We start from the raw sequence: 19,694 nt of genomic DNA on the forward strand, positions 1-19,694 counted from the left end.
TCACGCCATCTTCTTCGACAGGATCGTGAGCTGGTCGAGGTCGAGCAGCACGATCCTGCCGCGCGCCTGTCGGATGAGCCCGCGGGAGGCGAGGTCCGCCATCGTCTTGCTCGTCGATTCGCGGGTGGCGCCGAGGAGTCCGGCGAGCTGATCGTGAGTCAGCCGGATCGTGACGTGCCCGACACGGGAGCGGCGCTGCGATTCGGCCAGTCGCACGAGTGTGCTGGCCACTCGTGCCAGCAATGGTCGCAGGGCGAGGTCGGTGAGTCGTTCTTCGAGCCGGGCGACCTGCTCGCCGAGGATTCGGGAGATGCGGATCGCGATCCTCGGGTCTGAGAGCATGTGCCGTTCGACGTCGCGTACGCTCAGCTGGCAAATCGCGGTGTCCTCGATGGCCTCGGCATAGTTGTCATACATGCGCTGGCCGACCAGGAGCATCTCCCCGAACACCGCGCCGGGTTCGAGGATGGCCATGGTCAGCGCCTTGCCGTCTTCCGTGACCCGGAAGATCCGCACCCGTCCCGCTTTGAGGATGAACAGCGCCGTGATCGGTTGGCTCTGACTGAAGATCAGTTCGCCGTTGCGGAACCTGCGCGCGGGAGCCATCTCATCGAACGCGGCGATCTCCTCGGGGGTGAGATCGGCGAACAGGTCGACCTCGCTGAGGCAGCTGAAGAGCTCGTCACTGGTCGGGGTCAATGGATTGGCCTCCCGTCGCTGGGGTGCCCACGGGCGCCGCTCTGCGATCGGCGCTGCGGTGACGTCCATGGCGCACTCTTCCATCATCGACGACGGGCGAGCACCGCGACAGCAACAACACCGAGGATGCCGCCGTAGATGACGTGACCCATGAGGGAGAACAGCGCGGTGGAGTCGATGGTGAACAGCGGCATCCCCATCATCATCGGCATGATCACGAGCGGGCCGAGTACCCACCAGATGGCTCCATACACCATTCCCACGATGAGTCCGCGGAGGTACCCGGTGAGTAGGAGGTTGCCGAACAGCACCGTGAGGCCGAGGCCGATGATGATCGAGATCATCATGTGGATGCCGAACCCGACCGCCGCGACATCGGAGCCGACCATCATGGCGATCATGGGGAGCATGCCCATCACGGCCATGAGCATCCCGAAGACGAGGCCGCCGGCGACGCCGCCGACGACGCCGGCGAGGACGCGCTGCCAGAAGGTGGCGGTGCCGCGGGTGCCGAGCAGGGTGGAGGACGAGGTTGAGGTGGTCATGATTCTTCCTTTCTGGAGAGGATCGATGACTGACGGTATTCCCGCGGGTTTGTGGAGTTCTGCGACCCAGGACACACAGCACCGCGATGTCTTGGGGGCACACTGGAACGCATGGAAATCGAGATCCTGCACATCGACGAATGCCCGAACTGGCAGGAGGCGGGTGCTCGTGTCCGGCAGTCGCTGCAGGAGCTGGGGGCGCCGGTGGTTCCCGTGACGTTCACCCTGCTCTCCACCGTCGAAGAGGCCGCCGCACGGCCTTTCGCGGGCTCGCCGACGGTGCTGATCGACGGTGTCGACGCGTTCCCCTCCGACGGGGCAACAGCAGATCTCGCGTGCCGGGTCTACCGTGTCGACGGTCGGTTCGCGGGAGCGCCGTCGGTCGCTGACCTGCGCTCCGTCCTGGCACCCGCGCTGTTTGCGCGCGGCTGATCTGTCATCGGACGGTGCCGGCGACCACCTGGATGTGACCGCCGCGGAGATCTCGGGTGTCCAGATCCTGACCGTCGGCGAGAAGCAGCTCCCAGGGGTGCGCGTGGATGTCCGATCCTCCGATCGCACAAGCGAGCCGCGCAAGCGGCGCGAAGATTCGGGCGCGACCCGTCGGCACCCGCATGTCGACGATGCATGCTCGTCCGCCCGGTCTCAGCGCGGCGCGCATGCGCGTCCACGCGGCGGACGGGGCGTCGATCGCGCTCATCGCGTAGGTCGAGATCACGGCGTCGACGGGTCGCCCGCCGATCGCGTCCAGACGGAAATCCGTGGCGTCCGCCTCGACGAGTCGGACATGCGACCAGCGCTCCTTCTCGATGCGGCGTCTCGCAACGCCGAGCATCTGGGCGCTGCGGTCCAGCCCGATCACGCTCCCGGTCGGACCGACCGCGTCAGCGAGGAGCGCGAGGTTGAGCCCGGTGCCGCAGCCGACATCCAGCACGGTGTCACCGTGCCGAAGGCCCAGCATCCGCACGCCCTCCACACGCCCGATGCGGTAGATCGCCTCTCCGGCGAGGAGGTCGTAGACGCCGGCGCCGATGCCGTACGCGGCGCGGTCGGTCACCGATACTCGGGGTTTGCGTCGAACCCGAACCGCTCTCCGTCATTCCACGCCTGACGCAGGTTGCCGTATGCCGGGATGCCTCCGGCGTCTTTCAGCATTCGTGCGGTGTGCAGCAGGTTCCAGGTCATGAACGTCGTGTTGCGGTTGGTGAAGTCGTTCTCCGGGCCTCCCGACCCGGGGTCGAGGTAGCTGGGTCCCGGGCCGACCTCGCCGATCCAGCCGGCGTCGGCAGCGGGCGGAATCGTGAACCCGATGTGCTGCAGGCTGTAGAGGATCGCCATCGCGGCGTGCTTGACGCCGTCCTCATTCCCGGTGATCAGGGCACCGCCGGTCTTGCCGTAATACACGTACTGACCCTTGTCATTGAACAGCCCGCTCATGGCGTAGAGCCGTTCGATGAGTTGACGGGTGATTGACGCGTTGTCGCCGAGCCAGAGCGGGCCGCCGATCACGAGGATGTCGGCGGCGTCGATCTTCGGCCAGATCTCCTCCGGCCAGGCGTCCGTGGGCCACCCGTGTTCGCGCATGTCGGGATACACGCCGGTGGCGATGTCGTGGTCGATGAACCGGATGTTCTCCACGGTCACACCCTGCGCGCGCATCAGCGCGATGCTGCGATCCATCAGCCCCTGCGTGTGGCTGAGATCGGGGCTGCGCTTGAGCGTGCAGTTGATGAACACGGCCTTCAGGTCGTCGTAGGTTGCCGGTGGGCGTCGGTGCTCGGTCATGGCGGTCACTCTATGCCTGGCGTCCGTCCGGGTTCTGTGTGCGAGATCACGCAGGCTCGGGTGCAGTGCCGATGCGGAGCTGCACCCGGGCCTGGCTCAGAAGTTGAGGACCTGGCGCCCCTGGTTCACGAGGTCGCGGATGCTCGCCTCGCCCGCGTTGTCGTCGATCAGCGCCCACCCGGCTTCCTCGATCCGGTCCCGGACCTTGTGGCTGGTCGCGCAGAACTTGCAGGCCCCGAGCACGGTCGGCCGGATCCCTCCGATGAGGGCGTGCATCGGACTTGACGGGTCGCTCACCGCAGCGAGGGCCTCGACTCCGGCCCCGTCAAACAGGACGACGACATCGTCCCCGGCCGCGGCGAACTCAGCCGCCGTCTTCAAACCGCGATAGACCCGCGATGTATCCCCGGGGATGGGTTCGTAGATGACGACAGCGATCTTGTTCTTCTCGGTCATGACTCTCCTTGGATATACATACCGGTCGGTATATCTGGCTATTGTACATACCGATCTGTAAAATCAACACCATGACATCTTCATCCCCGATGACCGGCGTCGCTCGACCTGCGCCCGCGCGGGAGCGCCTGCTGGCTGCGGCCAGTGCCCTGTTTTACGCCGAGGGCATCACGGCGACCGGGGTGGATCGTGTTGCCGCCGCAGCCGGGGTGACGAAGCCGACGCTGTACAACAACTTCCGCAGCAAGGAAGAGCTCGTCGCCGCCTGCCTACGGGGCCAGTTGGAGGCGTGGGCGGCGGCGACAGCGGTCGCCGATCGCCCTGCAGCGGGCGCTGCGAAGCGGGTCAGCATTCTGTTCGAGGTGCTGGCCGCTGATGCGCTCAGCGCCGACTATCGTGGCTGCCCGTTCACGAACGCGGCCGTCGAGATGCGGCAGAGCGAGCTCGTGATGACGGTGGTGCACGAGTACCGCCGCCGAATCACCGCGCACGTCGGTGAGCTCGTCGGTGATCCTCACTCCCCAGCGATCGATGCGATTCTCTACCTCTACGACGGGGCGATCGCCGCTGTGAAGACGACCGGTGATCCGACCCATGTGCTGCGGGCGCGCGATGCGGCCCTGCACGCACTTCCCACGTATGTGACTTCGGTCACGGTTCCCACGCCCGTGACCGACTAGAACGGAAGTCACGCCCGGCTGGGCGGGCGGCACGGCCGTGCCGACGTGAACAGGGCGAAGAGGGAACGAATGCCGGAGCCGATCGTGTGGGATCTTGTCGTTATCGGAGGGGGAAGCGCGGGGCTGGTTGCCAGCAAGACGGCGGCGGGCTTCGGCGCGAAAGTGCTCCTCATTGAGCGTGAACGGCTGGGTGGGGACTGCCTGTGGACGGGGTGCGTGCCCTCGAAAGCACTCATCGCTGCCGGTCACCGCGCCGCCATGGTCCGCGATGCCGGCTGGACTGGCGCGAGAGAGTGGGAGGCGGACGCATTCCGTTCCGCGATGGTGTCGGTGCAGCGCGCGATTGAGACGATCGCACCGGTCGATTCGATCGATGCGCTCGAGGCGGAGAACGTGTCGGTGCTGATGGGGGATGCCCGTTTCACGTCGGAAGCCACGCTGAGCGTGGACGGCGCCGAGGTGCGATTCCGTCAGGCGCTCATCGCTACGGGAACCTCCCCGGTAATCCCTGCCATCGCCGGCGACGTGGTGCGCATGCGCACGAGTGAGAGCTTCTGGGATCTCCGCGAACTCCCCGAACGTCTGGTCGTGCTCGGCGGGGGTGCGATCGGCTGCGAGCTCGGGCAGGCGATGGCCCGGCTCGGGTCACAGGTGACGATCGTGCACCGCGGCGCCCGCATCCTCCCGAAAGAGGACGCCGATGCCAGCCACATCGTCCATGTCGCGATGCTCCGGGATGGGGTGGAGGTCCGGACCGGCCGCACAGCGGCCGCGCTCCGTTCACGCGACGGCGAGTCGGGTGTCCTCAGCCTCGATGACGGCACGACCATCGACTTCGACGTGCTGGTCGCGGCGCTGGGTCGCGCTCCGCACACCGACGTGCTGGGCCTGGACCTCGCCGGAGTGCGCACCGATGCAGAGGGATATATCGCGGTCGACGGGATGCTGCGCACCACGAATCCGCGGATCTGGGCGGCTGGCGATGTCACAGGCCTTCCGAAATTCACCCACACCGCCGGGGTGAACGGCAGTGTCGCGGCCACCAACGCGATCCTCGGATTGCGGCGAAGAGCCGAGACGCGGGTCATCCCACGGGTCACCTTCACCTCACCCGAAGTCGCCGCCGTCGGGCTACCGCCGGCAGACGCGGACCGCCGCGGCCACCGGGTCGTGACCTGGGACCACGCGCACTCCGACCGCGCGATCGCCGAGGGCGACACCACCGGTTACACCCGTATCGTGGTCGACCGCCGCGGCACGATCCTGGGCGGCACGATCGTCGGCCCCCGGGCAGGGGAGACGCTGGGGGAGCTGACCCTCGCTGTCCAGGCGCGGCTCACCACCAGCACGCTTGCCGGCACCACGCACGCCTACCCGACGTACAACGATCCGCTGTGGAACACCGCCGTCGCCGACGTCCGGCACCGACTCGGCCGCGGAGTCGTCGCTCGCGCGATCCGGGTGCTGCGGCGGATTCGCCGACGCCGCGTCGCGTGACGCGCGCGGTCAGCGGAGGATGCGGATCGCGCTGACGATGCGCTGGCCGGCACTGACGAAGACGAACGCTGCCCAGATGAGCGCGATCTGCCATGCGAAGGCGGGCAGGATCAGCCAGAGGCTGTGGACGACGATCGTCTCGGTGCCTTCCGCGATCCGGCCGAGGAACGACAGCGACCGGCCGTCATCGATCTGGCGGCCGGTGCGTTCGGCGATCGAGGAGAACGCGAGGAACGCCGTGCCGTTCAGGTAATACGCCAGCAGCACCAGCATGAACGGCCACCATGGTGCGTCGTACGCGATCGTGACGCCGACCGCGACACCGACAACCGTCGTCCCGTAGACCACGAAGTCGGCGATGATGTCGAGGAACCCGCCCACCTCACTCGAGGAGCTCCCCGTGTCGGCGGCGCGGCGTCGACGGGCCAGTGCGCCGTCGAGACCGTCGAATACCCGCGAGAGCAGCCAGGCTGCCAGCGCGGGCCACCACAGCTGCATGGCGGCGAGCACCGCACTGCTCAGGCCGACCAGCATCCCGACCAGTGTCAGCCGATTCGGTGTGATCCAGCGGATGTCGAGGAGGCGCGCTCCCCAGCCGATCGGGGCGGAAAGTGCGCGGCGCATCGGGGCATCGATCATGAGGGAGCATCCTGTTCCTCGTCGCCGGCGTGGTCGGAGCGGTCCGTGTCGCGCATCCGGCGGCGGGCGCGGGCAGCGTAGATCGCCCCGCCGAGAGTGAGCACGCCCAGCGCGCCCATCGCGATGAAGAACGGCCAGCCGAGCGTCAGCCCGTACGCGCCGACAGCAACGTAGGCGATGGTGCCGGGGATTATGCCGACCGTCGTGCCGATCGTGTAGTCGCGCAGCCGAACGCTCGTCAGCCCGGCGGTGTAGTTGAGCACGGTGAACGGGACCAGCGGCACCAGGCGCGCACCGATCACCGCGGCGACCCCTCGCTGCGCCAGAAGCCGGTCGACCTGGGCGACACGAGTTCCGGTGAGTCTTTCCACGATGCTCCGCCCGAGCAACCGGCTGACGGCGAACGCCAGGAACGCACCGAGCACCGCCCCGACGTAGACGATCAGGAACCCCACCGGCAGCCCCCACACCAGCCCCGCCGCGATACTCACGACATTCTTCGGCACCGGGGTCAGCGAGGCCACGGCATAGGCGACCGAGAATCCGGCCGCCACCCACAGCCCGCCCGACTCGGCGGCCGCGCGCACGTCCTCCACGCTGGGCAGAGGAACGAGCACCCCCACGATGACGGCGACGACCACGAACACAACGAACGCGGCCGCCCGCCAGGTCACTGCGGGCGTCAGGTATCGCATCGTCCCCATCGTAGACAGCACCGCACCGCCGGTCTGTGTTGTGGATCACTGACCGCGGAGCGCTCGGCACCTAGGGTTTCCTCACGACCTGTCACCCACCTGAAGGACTTCATTCGTGCTGTTCACCTCACGGCCCATCGCCCGCTCCCGCCTGCGCACCGCGCTCACTGCCGCGGCGATGGGTGCCGCCAGCGCTCTCATCCTCACCTCGTGCGCGAGTGGCGGGCCAGCAGGCGGCGACGATGGTGCGGCACCCAGGGCAGAAGGCACGTTCTCTGACTGGGATGCGGTGCTCGCCGATGCCGACGGGCAGAGTGTGGACCTGTGGATGTGGGGTGGCGACGAACAGGGCAACGCGTACATCGACGACGTGCTCGCTCCGGCTGTGGCCGAGTACGGTGTCACGCTCAACCGGGTGCCGATCGCTGACACCGGGGAAGCGCTCAACCGGGTGCTCACCGAATTGCAGGCTGGCCGAACGGATGACGGCACCGTCGATCTGATCTGGGTCAACGGCGACAACTTCCGCACTGGCGTCGAAGCCGACGCGTGGCTGTGCGACTGGACCGACCTGCTGCCCGCGATGGCGAATGTCGATGCCGCCGATCCGCTGCTCACCGAAGACTTCGGCACGCCGGTGAACGGCTGCGAGGCGCCGTGGAGCAAAGCGCAGTTCACGTTCGCGTACAACTCCGATGCCGTCACCGATCCGCCGACGACGGTCGCCGAACTGCTCGCCTGGGCAAAGGAGCACCCCGGAAGGTTCACGTATCCGGCGCCGCCGGACTTCACCGGGTCCGCATTCGTCCGACACGTCCTGTACAGCACCTCCGGGGGCTGGGAGAACGTGCCGGCCGCATTCAGCCCTACCGCGTTCGATGAGCTCACCCCGGCCCTCTACGACGCCCTCGCCGACGTGGCGCCCTCGCTCTGGCGGGGCGGCGACACCTACCCAGCCGATTCGGAGCAGCTGAATAAACTGTATGCCGACGGACAGGTCGACTTCACGATGACCTATGGTCCCGCGACCCTCACGCAGCTCGTCGCCGACGGCACCTACCCGGCCGGCACGAAGGTACTCACCCTCGAGGAAGGAACACTCGGCAATGCCAGCTTCCTCGCCATTCCCGCCAACGCCGCAGCTACAGCAGGTGCGATGGTCGTCGCCGACACCGCGCTCACCGTCGCCCAGCAGGTCGCCAAGGCGAACCCGGGCACGTGGGGGCAGTTCACCGTCCTCGACGACGACCGTCTGAGCGACGCCGACCGTGCCGCGTTCGACGCACTTCCGCAATCCCCCGTCGTGCCCGCGTTCGATGTCCTGTCCGAAAACGCCAACCCTGAGCTTGCCGCAGCCTGGGTGCCCGAACTCGACGAGGGCTGGCGCACCCGCATTCCCGCCGGCCGATGATCACCACCCCACAGCGGCTGCTCGTCCTCGTCGCGATCGCACCCGCGGCGGTCGTGGTCATCGGGGGGCTCGGCTCGACAGCGCTGCAGAGCGTCGGACTGATGCCGCTGGTGGGGTCACCCCGTCTCAGCGCGGACGCGTTCGTGACCGTCGCGGCAGAAGTTCCGGTCGCGGCAGGGGTCTCGGTCGGGATCGCTGCGGCATCCACTCTCCTCGCCGTGGTCATCGGCGGTGCCGCGGCGGTGCTGATCGTCTCGGGCGGGCTGCTCGCGCGCGGCCTCATCGGGTTGAGCGCTGCGACGGTGACCGTCCCGCACCTGATCGGGGCGGCGATGATCGGGCTGCTGCTGGCGGACTCCGGAGTCCTCGCGCGCGTGCTGCAGGTGCCCGCTGAGGGGTGGCCGTCGTTCGTCGGCGGTCCATGGTGGGCGGCGGTGATCATCGAATACGCGTGGAAGGAGTCCGCGTTCGTGGCGCTGGTGGTCGCCGGGACCTTGGCGACCCGGGTCGCCCGATTCGATGAGACTGCGGCGATGCTGGGCGCGGGGCGGGTGACGCGGCTGAGGCTGGTGCTGATCCCGTTGGCGCTGCCCTCACTGATCATTGCGGGAGCGATCACGTTCGTCTACACACTCGGTTCGTACGAGGTCGCGTGGCTGCTGGGGCGGACCTACCCTGAACCGCTCTCGGTGATGGCGGTGCGCCTCTATGGCGAGGTCAGTCTGTCGTCGCGTCCCGAGGCGGCCGCGGTCGCCGTGGTCATCATCGCCCTCGCAGCGCTCGGCGCGGGCATCGCGTTCCTGCTGCTGCGACGGTCGGCGGTGTGGCGATGACCCTCTCCGTCCGAGACCTCCCAGCGCCTGTCGCCTCGCATCGCGGGCGACTCCCGGGCGATCCCGGGCGCCCGCTCACCACCCCGGGCGGTGCATCCCGGGCGGCACGCCGCGGGATGGCGCTGCTGCTGCTCGGCTGGTTCGCGCTGCCTTTCGTGCCCTTGCTTGTCTGGGCGTTCGCGGACCGGTGGGCGTTTCCGTCGGTGCTTCCGCAGGAGTGGGGGGTGGGCGGGCTGTCGTCCGCCTTCGCGCAGGGCGGCGCTGCGGCCTTCGGAAGGTCGCTGCTGCTGGGCCTGGTCGTCGCCGCTATCGCGACGCCGCTCGGAGCGATCCTGGGCCGCGCCCTCGCCCTCGGCTGGGCACCGGCACCCCGTCTGGTGACCGCGGTGGTGTTCGCGCCCGTCCTGCTTCCACCGTTCGCTGCAGCGCTCGGCATCAACGTGCTCCTCCTTCGCGCCCACGTGCCCGCGCTGGCGGGGCTCGTGCTGGTGCTCGTCGCGATGGCCCTTCCCTACACGACCTTCTCGATGCGGGCCGCGTACGCCGCGCATGACCTGGGCTACGAGGAGGAGGCCCGCACCCTCGGTGCGTCCCGGGCGCGGGTGCTCTGGCAGGTGCACGTCCCGCTCCTCGCCCCGGCTCTGGCCCGGTCGGCGTTCCTGGCCTTCCTCGTCGGATGGAGCGACTACATCATCACCGTCATGGTCGGCGGCGGGCAGATCGTCACCCTTCCCCTCATCACCGCATCTGCGGCCTCCGGCGTCGGCAACGACGCACTCGTCGCCGCCCTCTCGCTTGCAGCAGTCATCCCCCCAGTGCTGCTACTGCTCGTCCTTGTTCGTGGAGACCGGAGGATGACGCCGTGAGCACCGCGATCACACTCCAGTCAGTCACCAAGCAGTTCACCGCCGGGTCGGCGCCGGCACTGCGCGGCATCAACCTCGACATCCTCTCGGGCGCCCGCACCGCGATCCTCGGACCGAGCGGTTCGGGCAAGAGCACGATCCTGCGGATGATCGCCGGGCTCGAAGACCCCAGCGACGGACAGATCCTCCTGAATGGACGCGACGTCACGGGCGTTCTTCCCGAGCGGCGCGGCATCGGGATGGTCTTCCAACGGCCCCTGCTGTTCCCGCACCTCTCCGTGCTCGACAACATCGCCTTCCCGCTCCGCGCCGCCGGCCTCTCCCGCCGGGCCGCCCGAGAGGCGGCGCATCCCTCCCTCGACCTCGTACAGCTGCCCGGATTCGAACAGCGCAGCGTGTCCTCCCTCTCCGGAGGGCAGCAGCAGCGCGTCGCCATCGCTCGCACGCTCGCCGCGAAACCCACGATCCTGCTCCTGGACGAACCGTTCAGCGCACTGGATCCCGCCCTGCGCGATGACATGCACGCCCTGCTCACACGCCTCCGCACCGAACTGCCACCCACCGTGGTGATCGTCACCCACGACCGCGACGAGGCCGCCGCGGTCGCCGACCACATCGCCGTCATCGAGCACGGCACCCTGCTGCAGCACGACACCGTCGAGCGGATCTACCACCGACCCACCAGCCTGGCAGTCGCGCGACTGATGGGAGGACGCAACGAGATCGCCGGCACAGTGCAGCGCGCCCGGCACCACTCGGACCTGGGGTCGATTCCGGTGGATGCCAGCACCCCCGACGGACCCGGCACCCTGGTCGTGCGTCCCGAAGCGGTGCGCATCATCGCATCGCCGCACGAGACCCGACCCGGCGAACCCACGCACACCGCCACAGTGCAGGGCGTGACCCGCACCGGCATCCGCCGATCCCTCGTGATGAGCAGCGGATCGGCGCTGGTCACCGCCGACCTCCCCGCGGGGGTCGAGGCGCCCGTCGGCGCCACAGTCACGTTCGGCTTCGCGCCGGACGCCCCGTCTGTCGTACCGTCGTAAGCTCGTCTTCATTCTCTTACTGGGCATCGCCGACCTGGTCGCTCGGGAATGAAAAGTTCCCGTTCTGATCAACGTCCCGCTTCGCAAGTCCTAGCTCAAACGAGAGCCAGCATCCTCGATGGCTGGTGACAGCAGACTGTCGCCGATCTAGAGCATGGAGCCGAGGTCTGATCCGACCGTGGGGTAGGCGGCCGTGGCGGACCTGAGTTGCGGGGCGGTGAGCCCGAGCTTGATCGCCAGGCCGACGGTGTTGATCAGTTCGCCGTACTCGGGTCCGAGCAGGTGGGCGCCGACGATCAGGCCGGTGGACTTATCGATGAGGATCTTGGCGGCAGCAGTGTGCTCGCCGACCCGGTAGTTCGAGTACCAGTCGCTGGTGTCGGTGAAGCGAACATCTAAATCGATGCCCTGCTCGCGGGCCTCGGTCTCGAGCAAGCCGACGCGGACCAACTCCGGGATGGTGAAGACCGCGGTGGGGATCCCAGTGTAGTCCGGAGTGGTGGTGGTGCCCTTGATCATGTTGGACGCGGCGACTTTCGCTTCGGAGACCGCGACCGGAGTCAGCGGCATCCCGGCGGTGTCAGCCGAGTCACCCGCAGCCCACACGGCCGGGTTCGTGGGGCTTTGCAAGTGGCCGTCCACGCGGACGCCGCGGTCGCTCCACTCCACACCGGCGGCATCCAAATCCATGCCGGCGAGGTCGGCGACGCGCCCCGCGCCGTGCACGACGAGGTCGGCCTCGATCGTTTCGGTTACACCGTCGCGTTCAACGACCACTCGATAGACCGGGCCATCCTTCTCGACAGCGGTGATGTGTGTCTGGCGTCTCAGATCGATGCCGACACTCCGACTCCGGTCGATGAGGAGTTCCACAAGGTCCGGATCGAAGCCCTTCAAGGGGCGGGCGCCGCGGTCGATGATCACCGGCGCGCTCCCGGCGCGGGCGACGATGTGCGCGAACTCGAACGAGATGAAACCGCCGCCGACGAACAGGATCCGTGCAGGGAGGGCGTCGAGGTCCAGGAACTGGGTGCTGTCGATGAGGTGCTCGTCACCGGGGAAGTCGAGCGGTCGCGGTCGGGCTCCGGTCGAGATCAGGAAACGCTTCGAGTCATAGCGGGTGCCGTCGATGTCGATCTGGTGGGTGCCGGTGAAACGCGCGTGCCCGTGCAGGGTGTTGACGCCGCTGCGCGCCAGGTCGGTTTCCATGCGCCCGGGGACCGGGTCGGTGAAGCCGTGTTTGTGCGCCATCAGGTCCGCCCAGTTGATCGACAGCCCCATGTCATCAATGCCCTTTCCGTGCATAAGTCGGGCGCTGTCGATGATCTCGGCCCCGCGTCGCAGGATCTTCTTCGGATCGCACCCGCGCAGCGCGCACGTTCCGCCATAGGGAAGGGAGTCGACGATCGCGACCCTCCAACCGTGGGTGGCGCACTTCTTCGCGGCGGCGATGCCGGCCATGCCCGCGCCGATGACGATCAGATCGTAGGTCTCGTTCATGAATGGTCCTTTCGCAAGGTCGGATCAAAGATCAGGTCACGCATCGGCCAAGACCGTGCGGAGCTGCTCGACGGTGGGCGCTCCGGCATACCCGTGCGGAGTCGGATACATGCGGCACGTCAGCCCTACCGGCGAGCCGGGCTGGGCGAAGACATCGATGCCGTCGACCTGGATGCTGGGCGATCCGAGGAACCCGACCTGTTCGGCCTCCTCAGGTGTCCGGACCAGCTGGCGTCTTACCGTGATGTCGGGGCGTTCGAGAGCCAACAACCGTAGCCGCTCGTCCGCGATCTTCCAGTTCGGGCATCCGTCGAAGTAAAGCAAGGTCACGTCCATCCCGCCACTGTAAACCTTGCACCCTAGTACAAGGTCAAGCGCGTATCATCACAGGCATGCGCATCGGAGAAGTCGCCGCCGCCGCCGGCGTCGATCCCCAGACCATCCGCTTCTACGAGCGCAGGGGTTTGCTTCCCCCACCTCAGCGTGACCCGAACGGCTACCGCGCCTACGAGGACCCGATCCTCCCCCGACTGCAGTTCATCCGCAGCGGACAGGGCGCGGGACTCACCCTGGTCGAGATCGCCACCATCCTCGACATGCGGGGGGACGGTGTCATGCCTTGCCTCCACGTCCGCGATCTTCTCTCCACCAAGCTCCGCGACGTCCGCGCGCGACGTGCGGAACTCGCAGCCCTCGAAGCAGAGCTGGAAGCGCTCATCAACCGCAGCGACGGCCTGAATCCGGTTGACTGCACCGATACCGATGTCTGTCACATCATCTCCCAGACACCCGTCACAAAAGCCCCAAACCCGCCCGATGAGTAGCCCGTGTCATGATGTCACCAAGCAGTTCACTTCCGGGTCTGCTCCGGCTCTGCAAGCCGTCAACCTCGACATTCTCACGGGTGCCCGCATCGCGATCCTCGGGCCGTGCGGTTCCGGCAAGAGCACGACTCTGCGGGTGATCGCCGGACTCGAAGCAGTGTTCAGCTTCGCGCCGGGCGCCCCGTCTGTCGTACCGTCGTGAGACCGCTCGGCCGCGCTGTAATCGCGACCGGTGCTCCCGCCAACGGCAGCAGTCGCCTCAGTGCCGCGTTTTCGGCGGGGTCGAGCACCGAGTGCTGCACGCACGCCGGCACCAGTCGTCCCGTTTCGGGGTGACTCATCGCATACATGCACGCTCCGAGCCGCTCCTGCGTCTCGAGGAGCAGTGGATCGTCGCTGCTCGCGCCGCGTTCCATCAGCTCCCAGGCGGGTGCGACCTGCGCGGCGTCCATGAAGTTGTGCACCACGAAGCTGGTGGATCGGATCCGGCGCCGCCACGCCGCCCGCACCGTCCGCCGCACACCGCCGGCCCGGCGAACGATCCGCCGCACCTGTCCCACGAAGACCGCGAGATCGCCCGGGTGACGGGCGATCGCCCGAAGGATCTTCACCGCCAGCACGGCCGCCCGCGTGCCGCCGAAGACCACACCACCATGGTGGGCAAGGAGCCGGTCGCGAGCTGCGACATCGCGCGGATCGTCAGGATCGATGAGAGCGGCGAATCGGCCGTCGACGCGCATCCCGGTCGCGTACCGGTTGCAGCGCGGGTCACCGAACTGCGTCCCCTGCCAGGGGAGGCGCTGCCCCGCGCCCTCCTCGATCTGCGCCCACACCCGGTCGATGGACACTTCGGCGAAGTCCTCCTTCCACCGCCGATCGTCGCCCACGAACGCCGCCGGCTGAAAGGACAGCATGTCGAACGGCATCCCCAGCACCACCCGCGTCGTCGACGCGACTTCGCCGAGATTTGACGGCGTCACTGTCATGTTGTGCGCCAGATACGAGCGCACACCGTGATCGCGCTGCAGATCGACGAACATCTGCGCAAACCGAGCTCGGAACGGATCCAACTCCGCCTCGGACCGCGGACGCACAGCACCACGCCGCCCCCGCATCAGCGAATCGAAATGCGCGGCGAACGACACCCGATCAAACCTCGGACTGCCGTCCTCATCGAGCACCACGTCGCGCAAGTACTCGTCGTCGAAGTCGCCGTGGGTCATCGACATCGGCTCACGCCCGTAGCGGCGCATCGTCGCCAGCGCCGCGGCGTGGTCAGCCGCAGACAGGAGGCTGACCTCCCCGCCGATCAATTGCGCGTGCGCCCTCGGCCCGCGCAGCTCGCGCAGGAACCTCATCTGCGCGTCGATCTGCTCGAGCGTGTGATCGCCGTCGATCCGGACTTTGTTCGCGTCCGCCGAGTGGTAACACGGCGAACAGGTCAGATCGCACTTCGGGAACACACCATGCGTGCCTTCGCACCCGATCGCGCTGCGGCCCAGGAGCTGGTTGGGAGTCTTCACATGATCAGGCAGGTCCGCCCAGCGCCGATCGAGCGCAGCTCGGCTGGCCGGATGGATCGGGCGTGTGGCGAACTCCCACTCGCTAAGCCACCGCGTCACACGCATTCGCACTCCCGTCGTCGCCGCACCTGTCCGTCCCCGATCCCACCACGACCACGCTGGCCGCGACAGTGATCTGGGTCACCGTCGCGCCCCTCGCAGGCGTCGTACGGTGATGTCCCGATCGCCGAAGAGCGAACCGACAGGAGCAACCATGAAGGCAGTACTGGGCGACACGATTCTCGCCGAAGCCGACCGCGACGACCTGATCTCGATCGAGGGGAACTGGTACTTCCCGCCATCCAGCGTCAACTTCGAACACCTGGTCTCGAGCCCTACGCCCTACGCGTGTGCCTGGAAGGGTGCGTGCCAGTACCTCACCGTCAACGCCGGCGAAGTCGTCCTGAAAGATCGCGCGTGGTCATACCCTGACCCACTACCGGGGTCCATCGAGCGCGTGGGCCGCGACTTCTCTGGGTACGTGGCCTTCTGGAAGGAAGTAAGCGTCATCGAGTAGGGCGCGTGCGGCGTTGAGCCGTGCACCCGAAACACCCGATCCTTGTCGAGCGGAGTGAAGCGCCTTGAACAGTGGGGCTCAGCGAGATACGTGTGCGGGTCAGTGGCCGGCGCCGAGTCCGCCGGTGAGTCGTCCGTGGAGTTTGGTGGTGGCTTCGTTCATGCCCTCGAGGATGACGTATTTGTGGAGGTGCTCGTATTTGGTGACGATCGCGTCGAGGGCGGCGACGGTGGAGGCGTCCCAGATGTGTGATTGGGACATGTCGATGATGACCCGTTCGGGGTCGTGGGTGTATTCGAACTGGGTGGTGAGGTCGTTGCTGGAGGCGAAGAACAGTTCTCCGTTGACGGTGTAGCGGACGGTGGGGACGGATGCTTCTTTGTCGATGTGGCGGGTGACGCTGACGAAGTGCGCGACGCGGCGGGCGAACAGGATCATCGCGGTCAGTACGCCGACGCCGACGCCGACGGCGAGGTTGTGCGTCCATACGGTGATCACCACGGTGATGAGCATCACCGCGGTCTCGCTTTTCGGCATCCGCTTCAGCGTCGAGAGTCGCACGCTGTGCCAGTCGAAGGTGGCGACGGAGACGACGATCATCACGGCGACGAGGGCTGCCATCGGGATGACGGCCACGATGTCACCGAGGACCAAGACGAGGATGAGCACGAAGACGCCGGCGAGGAAGGTCGAGATGCGAGTACGCGCGCCGGAGGCTTTCACGTTGATCATGGTTTGGCCGATCATGGCGCAGCCGCCCATGCCGCCGAAGACGCCGGAGAGAAGGTTGGCGGCGCCCTGGCCGAATGCTTCGCGGGTCTTGCGGGAGTGGGTGTCGGTGATGTCGTCGACGAGTTTCGCGGTCATCAAGGACTCGAGCAGGCCGACGATGGCCATGGCTGCCGCGTAGGGGGCGATGATTTGCAGCGTCTCCCAGGTCAACGGCACGTTCGGAATGAACAGCTCGGGAAGGCTCTGCGGGAGGTCTCCCTGGTCGCCGACCGTGGGGACGTTGAGTCCGAAGGTGACGGCTGCGGCCGTGAGGAGGACGATGGCGATGAGCGGCGCGGGGATGACCTTGGTCATCAACGGCATGAGGTACATGATGAGCAGGCCGATGACGACGAGCGGGTAGACCAGCCAGGGCACGTCGATCAGCTGCGGGAACTGGGACGTGAAGATCAGAATGGCGAGGGCGTTGACGAACCCGACCATCACACTGCGGGGGATGAATCGCATCAGCTTCGCCACGCCGAGCGCGGCGAAGACGACCTGGATGAGGCCACCCAGGAGCACGGTGGCGATGAAGTAGTCCATCCCGTATTCGCGGGCGACGGGGGCGATGACCAGGGCGATCGCGCCGGTCGCGGCGGTGATCATGGCGGGTCGCCCACCCAGGAACGAGATCGCGACAGCCATCACGAAGGACGAGAACAGGCCCACGCGAGGGTCGACACCGGCGATGATCGAGAACGCGATGGCTTCGGGGATGAGCGCGATCGCCACCACCAGCCCGGCGAGGACTTCACGGGTGAGGATGCGGGGGCTGCGGAGCGCTTGCATCACGGTGGGTTCGATGCGGTAACGGGTTTTCGGGTGTTGAACGGGGATGACGTCAGTCATGGCACTCCAAACGGGGAGAGGGGGCTGTCGGTGACGGCCGGATGAGAGCGCACCGGTGCGCGGAACTGCCGAGCTTTCTCGGCGGGAGAGAATTGGGGAGCACGACCAAGAAATGATCGAACGTGACGAAGACTACCGTAACGTGAGAGTTGGTCGCCAATCGAACGGAGCCGCACCCATGACCGCTACGACGACGATGCACATCGGAGAGCTCGCCGAACGGACCGGGCTGTCGTTGCGCACCATTCGCCACTACGACGAGATCGGCATCCTCAAGCCCACCGGGCGGACCGAGGGCGGCTTTCGCCTCTACACCGCCGAAGACGAGTCACGACTCCTCCTGATTCGTCGCATGAAACCCCTCGGCTACTCCCTCGAAGAAACGGGAGAGCTTCTCGAGCTCATTGACGCGCTTGCCGAGGACCCCGGCGACGAGAGGCTGCGCGATCGTCTGGAATTGGTGCGTGCCGAAGCTGCGGGCCGTCGTGATCGCTTGCGGGCTCAGCTTGAAGCCGCCGACGACTTCCTCGAGCAACTCGGCCGCCGCTGACCGTTCGGCCGCACCCGGTGCCCGATCCAGCCAATGGCCATCCTGCTACCGTAAAATCTTCCGTGACGTGAGATTTGGAGATCGGTATGGTGACGGAAGGCAAGCACCCCCTTCAGCAGGAGGACTACCACCTGATCCAGGACTACATGCTCACCAAGGCGGTGATGTGTCTGGCCACGAACGCCAACCTGGTCGAATGGGAACACGAGATCGCGGGCATGCAGGAAGCGTCCGGCGAGCAGTGGCTACGACGGAACGCGATGCTCTTGGACTACACCCTCGCCCGCATCCTCGCCGCCTACGGCCGAAATGCGCACCTCGCCGAAGCCGACCGGGCGGGACCGACCGAAGCATTCGTGCGCAGCTTCGTCGCGGCCGTCGCCGCACAAGATCACGCCAGCGCTGAAGGGCTCTGGGTGGCAGCCAATGAGAACACAACCCAGCTCACCGGGAAGCGGATGCCCTCAACCACCCCACTCCTGATCAGGGTTCGGCAAACCGCCCAACATCGCGAGGCCGAGTTGGACCTTGACGGGGTCCCAGACGAATACTTCCCCGCGCAATTCGTTTCATAGCGTGAGAAGCGGACCTATCCCGCGGGTTCTCCCATGCGTAGAGTCTCCCGCGTACACCGACATCAGCAGTTTGGCGCCAAGCGCCCTTTCAGGAGTACCGATAGCCGGTCGGTCACCGCGACGCCGGCGCGGCGCGCCCCGAGTAAAGGTGCACAGCCTCTCTCGGAACTCCTGAGTTCCCGTTGTCGGCGGCGCTCGAATTCTGAACGTTTTCGGCGTCTTGCATTCCAGCAGTCATCGCAACGAGGGATGATTCTCGGAGGCTAGCAGAGCGTGGAATAGCTCGTGGGGCGTTCGGTCGTTGAGAGTGATTCGGGGGCGCCGATTGAGCTCGAGCTCGACCCGGGCGAGGTCCCGAGGGCTGTGGACCGACAAGTCGGTGGACTTCGGGAAGTATTGCCGCAACAGGCCGTTGGCGTTCTCGTTGCTGCCTCGCTGCCAAGGGCTCGCGGCGTCGCAGAAGTAGATACGGGTTCCTGTGTCGGCCGATACGTCGAGGTGCCTGGCCATCTCGGTGCCCTGGTCCCACGTCAGCGTGCGGCGCAACCGCGGCGGCAGTGCGCCGAGGGTGCGAACGAGGGCCGCATGCATCTCGATGGAGTTGAACGCCGGCAAGTGCAGCAGCTTCACGTAGCGGGTTTGCCGTTCCACGAGCGCGCCGATCGCGGAGCGGTTGTGAGGGCCGACGATCAGGTCGCCTTCCCAATGACCCGCCACGGAACGGTCGGTGGGGTCGAAGCCGCGCTGATGAACCGACAGCATCGGTTGCGCGAACCGGCGTCCGGCGCGGATCTGACGGGTGTGACCACGTCGGTGATCACGCCCAGTCCGTAGCGGCGAGGTCGACGGCTTCCGGAGGATGCCAGTGGCGGGGCGGTAGATCGCCTGATAGATCGTCTCCGTCGCGACCCGCCGTGCGGGTTCTTCCGGATGCGCGCGCCGCAACGCTCGAGAGATCTGCTGCGGACTCCACCGCTCCCTCAGCCGCGCGACCACGAACGAACGCAACATCGGGTCGGTCATCAGCTTCAGCGGTCGCGGTCGCGTTCGCCGACGCCGGCTCGCGGCGGTCGCGTGCGCGTGAAACGGTCGATACTGCCCCGACGAATGCAGATTTCGTCGCAGCTCACGACTGATCGTCGACGGAGTCCTCCCGAGTATCTTCGCGATCGCCGTGGGACCCACGCCGCGCGATGCAAGATCGGCGATCTGAACCCGTTCCTCCTCCGAGAGGAACCGAGGCGAGATGACACGGACGGAGAGCGGCTCGAGCGGTGGCACGATCTTGACGGTGCCATCCTTGCGTCGGACCGTCGTGCCGTTCTTCCAGATGTTCGCTGCAGACCGGCTGACGCCCACCTCCCGCGCCGCCGCGGACATGGACCAGC

24 protein-coding genes are annotated in these 19,694 nt (G+C 67.0%); 12 read left to right on the plus strand and 12 right to left on the minus strand.

The genetic code is table 11. The features are described 5' to 3' along the window. Positions 1–768: a Crp/Fnr family transcriptional regulator gene (locus AC3ENX_RS14180; protein ID WP_434812389.1), complete on the minus strand. Its 768-nt coding sequence runs from the start codon at positions 766–768 to the stop codon at positions 1–3. A 14-nt stretch (positions 769–782) separates the two neighbouring features. Beyond that, positions 783–1,244 carry a hypothetical protein gene (locus AC3ENX_RS14185; RefSeq protein WP_434812390.1) on the minus strand — a complete coding sequence of 154 codons (462 nt, stop codon included), beginning with the start codon at positions 1,242–1,244 and terminating at the stop codon, positions 783–785. A 111-nt stretch (positions 1,245–1,355) separates the two neighbouring features. Between AC3ENX_RS14185 and AC3ENX_RS14190 the strand changes: the two genes are divergently transcribed. Further along, positions 1,356–1,676, plus strand: coding sequence for a hypothetical protein (locus AC3ENX_RS14190; protein WP_434812391.1), 321 nt, complete (start codon positions 1,356–1,358; stop codon positions 1,674–1,676). A gap of 4 nt (positions 1,677–1,680) precedes the next feature. Here AC3ENX_RS14190 and AC3ENX_RS14195 read toward each other — a convergent pair whose 3' ends face one another. The 3 genes from AC3ENX_RS14195 to AC3ENX_RS14205 form a co-directional block, all read right to left on the minus strand. Beyond that, complete coding sequence (locus AC3ENX_RS14195; RefSeq protein WP_434812392.1) at positions 1,681–2,301, minus strand: class I SAM-dependent methyltransferase; 621 nt, start codon at positions 2,299–2,301, stop codon at positions 1,681–1,683. Beyond that, the gene (locus AC3ENX_RS14200; RefSeq protein WP_434812393.1) at positions 2,298–3,029 is read right to left on the minus strand and encodes a flavodoxin family protein; all 732 of its coding nucleotides are present in this window, start codon (positions 3,027–3,029) and stop codon (positions 2,298–2,300) included. Before AC3ENX_RS14200 ends, AC3ENX_RS14195 begins: the two co-directional genes overlap by 4 nt. A 96-nt stretch (positions 3,030–3,125) precedes the next feature. Further along, positions 3,126–3,485, minus strand: coding sequence for a sulfur reduction protein DsrE (locus tag AC3ENX_RS14205; RefSeq protein WP_434812394.1), 360 nt, complete (start codon positions 3,483–3,485; stop codon positions 3,126–3,128). Between the two features lie 71 nt (positions 3,486–3,556). Here AC3ENX_RS14205 and AC3ENX_RS14210 point away from each other — a divergent pair, with 71 nt between their 5' ends. Together AC3ENX_RS14210 and AC3ENX_RS14215 are read left to right on the plus strand one after the other, a co-directional pair. Further along, positions 3,557–4,165: a TetR/AcrR family transcriptional regulator gene (locus tag AC3ENX_RS14210; protein ID WP_434812395.1), complete on the plus strand. Its 609-nt coding sequence runs from the start codon at positions 3,557–3,559 to the stop codon at positions 4,163–4,165. A gap of 69 nt (positions 4,166–4,234) precedes the next feature. Continuing rightward, positions 4,235–5,662, plus strand: coding sequence for a dihydrolipoyl dehydrogenase family protein (locus AC3ENX_RS14215; protein ID WP_434812396.1), 1,428 nt, complete (start codon positions 4,235–4,237; stop codon positions 5,660–5,662). Between the two features lie 9 nt (positions 5,663–5,671). Here the strand turns inward: AC3ENX_RS14215 and AC3ENX_RS14220 are convergent, their stop codons facing one another. After that, positions 5,672–6,301, minus strand: coding sequence for a CDP-alcohol phosphatidyltransferase family protein (locus AC3ENX_RS14220; protein ID WP_434812397.1), 630 nt, complete (start codon positions 6,299–6,301; stop codon positions 5,672–5,674). Next, positions 6,298–6,996: a TVP38/TMEM64 family protein gene (locus AC3ENX_RS14225; protein ID WP_434812398.1), complete on the minus strand. Its 699-nt coding sequence runs from the start codon at positions 6,994–6,996 to the stop codon at positions 6,298–6,300. The genes AC3ENX_RS14220 and AC3ENX_RS14225 overlap by 4 nt, the downstream gene beginning before the upstream one ends. Positions 6,997–7,111: 115 nt before the next feature. On the opposite strand from AC3ENX_RS14225, the gene AC3ENX_RS14230 reads away from it, so the two are divergent. Genes AC3ENX_RS14230 through AC3ENX_RS14245 form a run of 4 tightly spaced genes read left to right on the plus strand, consistent with a single transcriptional unit; the run spans position 7,112 to position 11,155 of the window. Then, positions 7,112–8,407 (plus strand): ABC transporter substrate-binding protein, encoded by a 1,296-nt coding sequence (locus AC3ENX_RS14230; RefSeq protein ID WP_434812399.1) that lies wholly within the window; start codon positions 7,112–7,114, stop codon positions 8,405–8,407. After that, complete coding sequence (locus tag AC3ENX_RS14235) at positions 8,404–9,240, plus strand: ABC transporter permease (protein WP_434812400.1); 837 nt, start codon at positions 8,404–8,406, stop codon at positions 9,238–9,240. Before AC3ENX_RS14230 ends, AC3ENX_RS14235 begins: the two co-directional genes overlap by 4 nt. After that, the gene (locus tag AC3ENX_RS14240) at positions 9,237–10,106 is read left to right on the plus strand and encodes an ABC transporter permease (RefSeq protein ID WP_434812401.1); all 870 of its coding nucleotides are present in this window, start codon (positions 9,237–9,239) and stop codon (positions 10,104–10,106) included. The genes AC3ENX_RS14235 and AC3ENX_RS14240 overlap by 4 nt, the downstream gene beginning before the upstream one ends. Then, positions 10,103–11,155, plus strand: a complete 1,053-nt coding sequence (locus AC3ENX_RS14245) for an ABC transporter ATP-binding protein (protein ID WP_434812402.1) — start codon at positions 10,103–10,105, stop codon at positions 11,153–11,155. The genes AC3ENX_RS14240 and AC3ENX_RS14245 overlap by 4 nt, the downstream gene beginning before the upstream one ends. A gap of 147 nt (positions 11,156–11,302) precedes the next feature. On the opposite strand, the gene AC3ENX_RS14250 is transcribed toward AC3ENX_RS14245, so the two are convergent. Both AC3ENX_RS14250 and AC3ENX_RS14255 read right to left on the minus strand, forming a co-directional pair. Continuing rightward, positions 11,303–12,655 carry a dihydrolipoyl dehydrogenase family protein gene (locus AC3ENX_RS14250; protein ID WP_434812403.1) on the minus strand — a complete coding sequence of 451 codons (1,353 nt, stop codon included), beginning with the start codon at positions 12,653–12,655 and terminating at the stop codon, positions 11,303–11,305. 36 nt (positions 12,656–12,691) lie between these two features. Next, positions 12,692–12,991: a thioredoxin family protein gene (locus AC3ENX_RS14255; RefSeq protein WP_434812404.1), complete on the minus strand. Its 300-nt coding sequence runs from the start codon at positions 12,989–12,991 to the stop codon at positions 12,692–12,694. Between the two features lie 56 nt (positions 12,992–13,047). On the opposite strand from AC3ENX_RS14255, the gene AC3ENX_RS14260 reads away from it, so the two are divergent. Beyond that, positions 13,048–13,479: a heavy metal-responsive transcriptional regulator gene (locus AC3ENX_RS14260; protein ID WP_434812405.1), complete on the plus strand. Its 432-nt coding sequence runs from the start codon at positions 13,048–13,050 to the stop codon at positions 13,477–13,479. After that, entirely contained in the window at positions 13,472–13,681 is a 210-nt protein-coding gene (locus AC3ENX_RS14265; protein WP_434812406.1) for an ATP-binding cassette domain-containing protein, read from the plus strand. The genes AC3ENX_RS14260 and AC3ENX_RS14265 overlap by 8 nt, the downstream gene beginning before the upstream one ends. Here the strand turns inward: AC3ENX_RS14265 and AC3ENX_RS14270 are convergent. Further along, a complete protein-coding gene (locus tag AC3ENX_RS14270) occupies positions 13,641–14,837 on the minus strand; it encodes a hypothetical protein (protein WP_434812407.1) in 1,197 nt (398 codons plus the stop codon). The genes AC3ENX_RS14265 and AC3ENX_RS14270 overlap by 41 nt on opposite strands. Before the next feature lie 379 nt (positions 14,838–15,216). Between AC3ENX_RS14270 and AC3ENX_RS14275 the strand changes: the two genes are divergently transcribed. Continuing rightward, positions 15,217–15,558, plus strand: a complete 342-nt coding sequence (locus AC3ENX_RS14275; RefSeq protein WP_488184916.1) for a DUF427 domain-containing protein — start codon at positions 15,217–15,219, stop codon at positions 15,556–15,558. A gap of 99 nt (positions 15,559–15,657) precedes the next feature. Here the strand turns inward: AC3ENX_RS14275 and AC3ENX_RS14280 are convergent, their stop codons facing one another. Continuing rightward, positions 15,658–17,181 (minus strand): SulP family inorganic anion transporter, encoded by a 1,524-nt coding sequence (locus AC3ENX_RS14280; RefSeq protein WP_434812409.1) that lies wholly within the window; start codon positions 17,179–17,181, stop codon positions 15,658–15,660. Between the two features lie 178 nt (positions 17,182–17,359). On the opposite strand from AC3ENX_RS14280, the gene AC3ENX_RS14285 reads away from it, so the two are divergent. Further along, a complete protein-coding gene (locus AC3ENX_RS14285; RefSeq protein WP_434812412.1) occupies positions 17,360–17,731 on the plus strand; it encodes a MerR family transcriptional regulator in 372 nt (123 codons plus the stop codon). An 86-nt stretch (positions 17,732–17,817) separates the two neighbouring features. After that, positions 17,818–18,306, plus strand: a complete 489-nt coding sequence (locus AC3ENX_RS14290) for a hypothetical protein (protein ID WP_434812410.1) — start codon at positions 17,818–17,820, stop codon at positions 18,304–18,306. Between the two features lie 234 nt (positions 18,307–18,540). Here the strand turns inward: AC3ENX_RS14290 and AC3ENX_RS14295 are convergent. After that, positions 18,541–19,694 (minus strand): IS30 family transposase (locus tag AC3ENX_RS14295; protein WP_434812411.1); only part of this gene is annotated, 1,154 nt, incomplete at its 5' end.

It is taken from the genome of Microbacterium sp. bgisy189 (assembly GCF_057707225.1).

Bases quoted from the DNA above. Each gene is read 5' to 3' on its own strand.
- AC3ENX_RS14180 (WP_434812389.1), bottom strand. From the start codon at position 768: ATGGACGTCACCGCAGCGCCGATCGCAGAGCGGCGCCCGTGGGCACCC.
- AC3ENX_RS14185 (WP_434812390.1), bottom strand. From the start codon at position 1,244: ATGACCACCTCAACCTCGTCCTCCACCCTGCTCGGCACCCGCGGCACC.
- AC3ENX_RS14190 (WP_434812391.1), top strand. From the start codon at position 1,356: ATGGAAATCGAGATCCTGCACATCGACGAATGCCCGAACTGGCAGGAG.
- AC3ENX_RS14200 (WP_434812393.1), bottom strand. From the start codon at position 3,029: ATGACCGAGCACCGACGCCCACCGGCAACCTACGACGACCTGAAGGCC.
- AC3ENX_RS14205 (WP_434812394.1), bottom strand. From the start codon at position 3,485: ATGACCGAGAAGAACAAGATCGCTGTCGTCATCTACGAACCCATCCCC.
- AC3ENX_RS14210 (WP_434812395.1), top strand. From the start codon at position 3,557: ATGACATCTTCATCCCCGATGACCGGCGTCGCTCGACCTGCGCCCGCG.
- AC3ENX_RS14215 (WP_434812396.1), top strand. From the start codon at position 4,235: ATGCCGGAGCCGATCGTGTGGGATCTTGTCGTTATCGGAGGGGGAAGC.
- AC3ENX_RS14220 (WP_434812397.1), bottom strand. From the start codon at position 6,301: ATGATCGATGCCCCGATGCGCCGCGCACTTTCCGCCCCGATCGGCTGG.
- AC3ENX_RS14225 (WP_434812398.1), bottom strand. From the start codon at position 6,996: ATGCGATACCTGACGCCCGCAGTGACCTGGCGGGCGGCCGCGTTCGTT.
- AC3ENX_RS14235 (WP_434812400.1), top strand. From the start codon at position 8,404: ATGATCACCACCCCACAGCGGCTGCTCGTCCTCGTCGCGATCGCACCC.
- AC3ENX_RS14240 (WP_434812401.1), top strand. From the start codon at position 9,237: ATGACCCTCTCCGTCCGAGACCTCCCAGCGCCTGTCGCCTCGCATCGC.
- AC3ENX_RS14250 (WP_434812403.1), bottom strand. From the start codon at position 12,655: ATGAACGAGACCTACGATCTGATCGTCATCGGCGCGGGCATGGCCGGC.
- AC3ENX_RS14255 (WP_434812404.1), bottom strand. From the start codon at position 12,991: ATGGACGTGACCTTGCTTTACTTCGACGGATGCCCGAACTGGAAGATC.
- AC3ENX_RS14260 (WP_434812405.1), top strand. From the start codon at position 13,048: ATGCGCATCGGAGAAGTCGCCGCCGCCGCCGGCGTCGATCCCCAGACC.
- AC3ENX_RS14265 (WP_434812406.1), top strand. From the start codon at position 13,472: ATGAGTAGCCCGTGTCATGATGTCACCAAGCAGTTCACTTCCGGGTCT.
- AC3ENX_RS14270 (WP_434812407.1), bottom strand. From the start codon at position 14,837: ATGAGGTTCCTGCGCGAGCTGCGCGGGCCGAGGGCGCACGCGCAATTG.
- AC3ENX_RS14275 (WP_488184916.1), top strand. From the start codon at position 15,217: ATGTCCCGATCGCCGAAGAGCGAACCGACAGGAGCAACCATGAAGGCA.
- AC3ENX_RS14280 (WP_434812409.1), bottom strand. From the start codon at position 17,181: ATGACTGACGTCATCCCCGTTCAACACCCGAAAACCCGTTACCGCATC.
- AC3ENX_RS14285 (WP_434812412.1), top strand. From the start codon at position 17,360: ATGACCGCTACGACGACGATGCACATCGGAGAGCTCGCCGAACGGACC.
- AC3ENX_RS14290 (WP_434812410.1), top strand. From the start codon at position 17,818: ATGGTGACGGAAGGCAAGCACCCCCTTCAGCAGGAGGACTACCACCTG.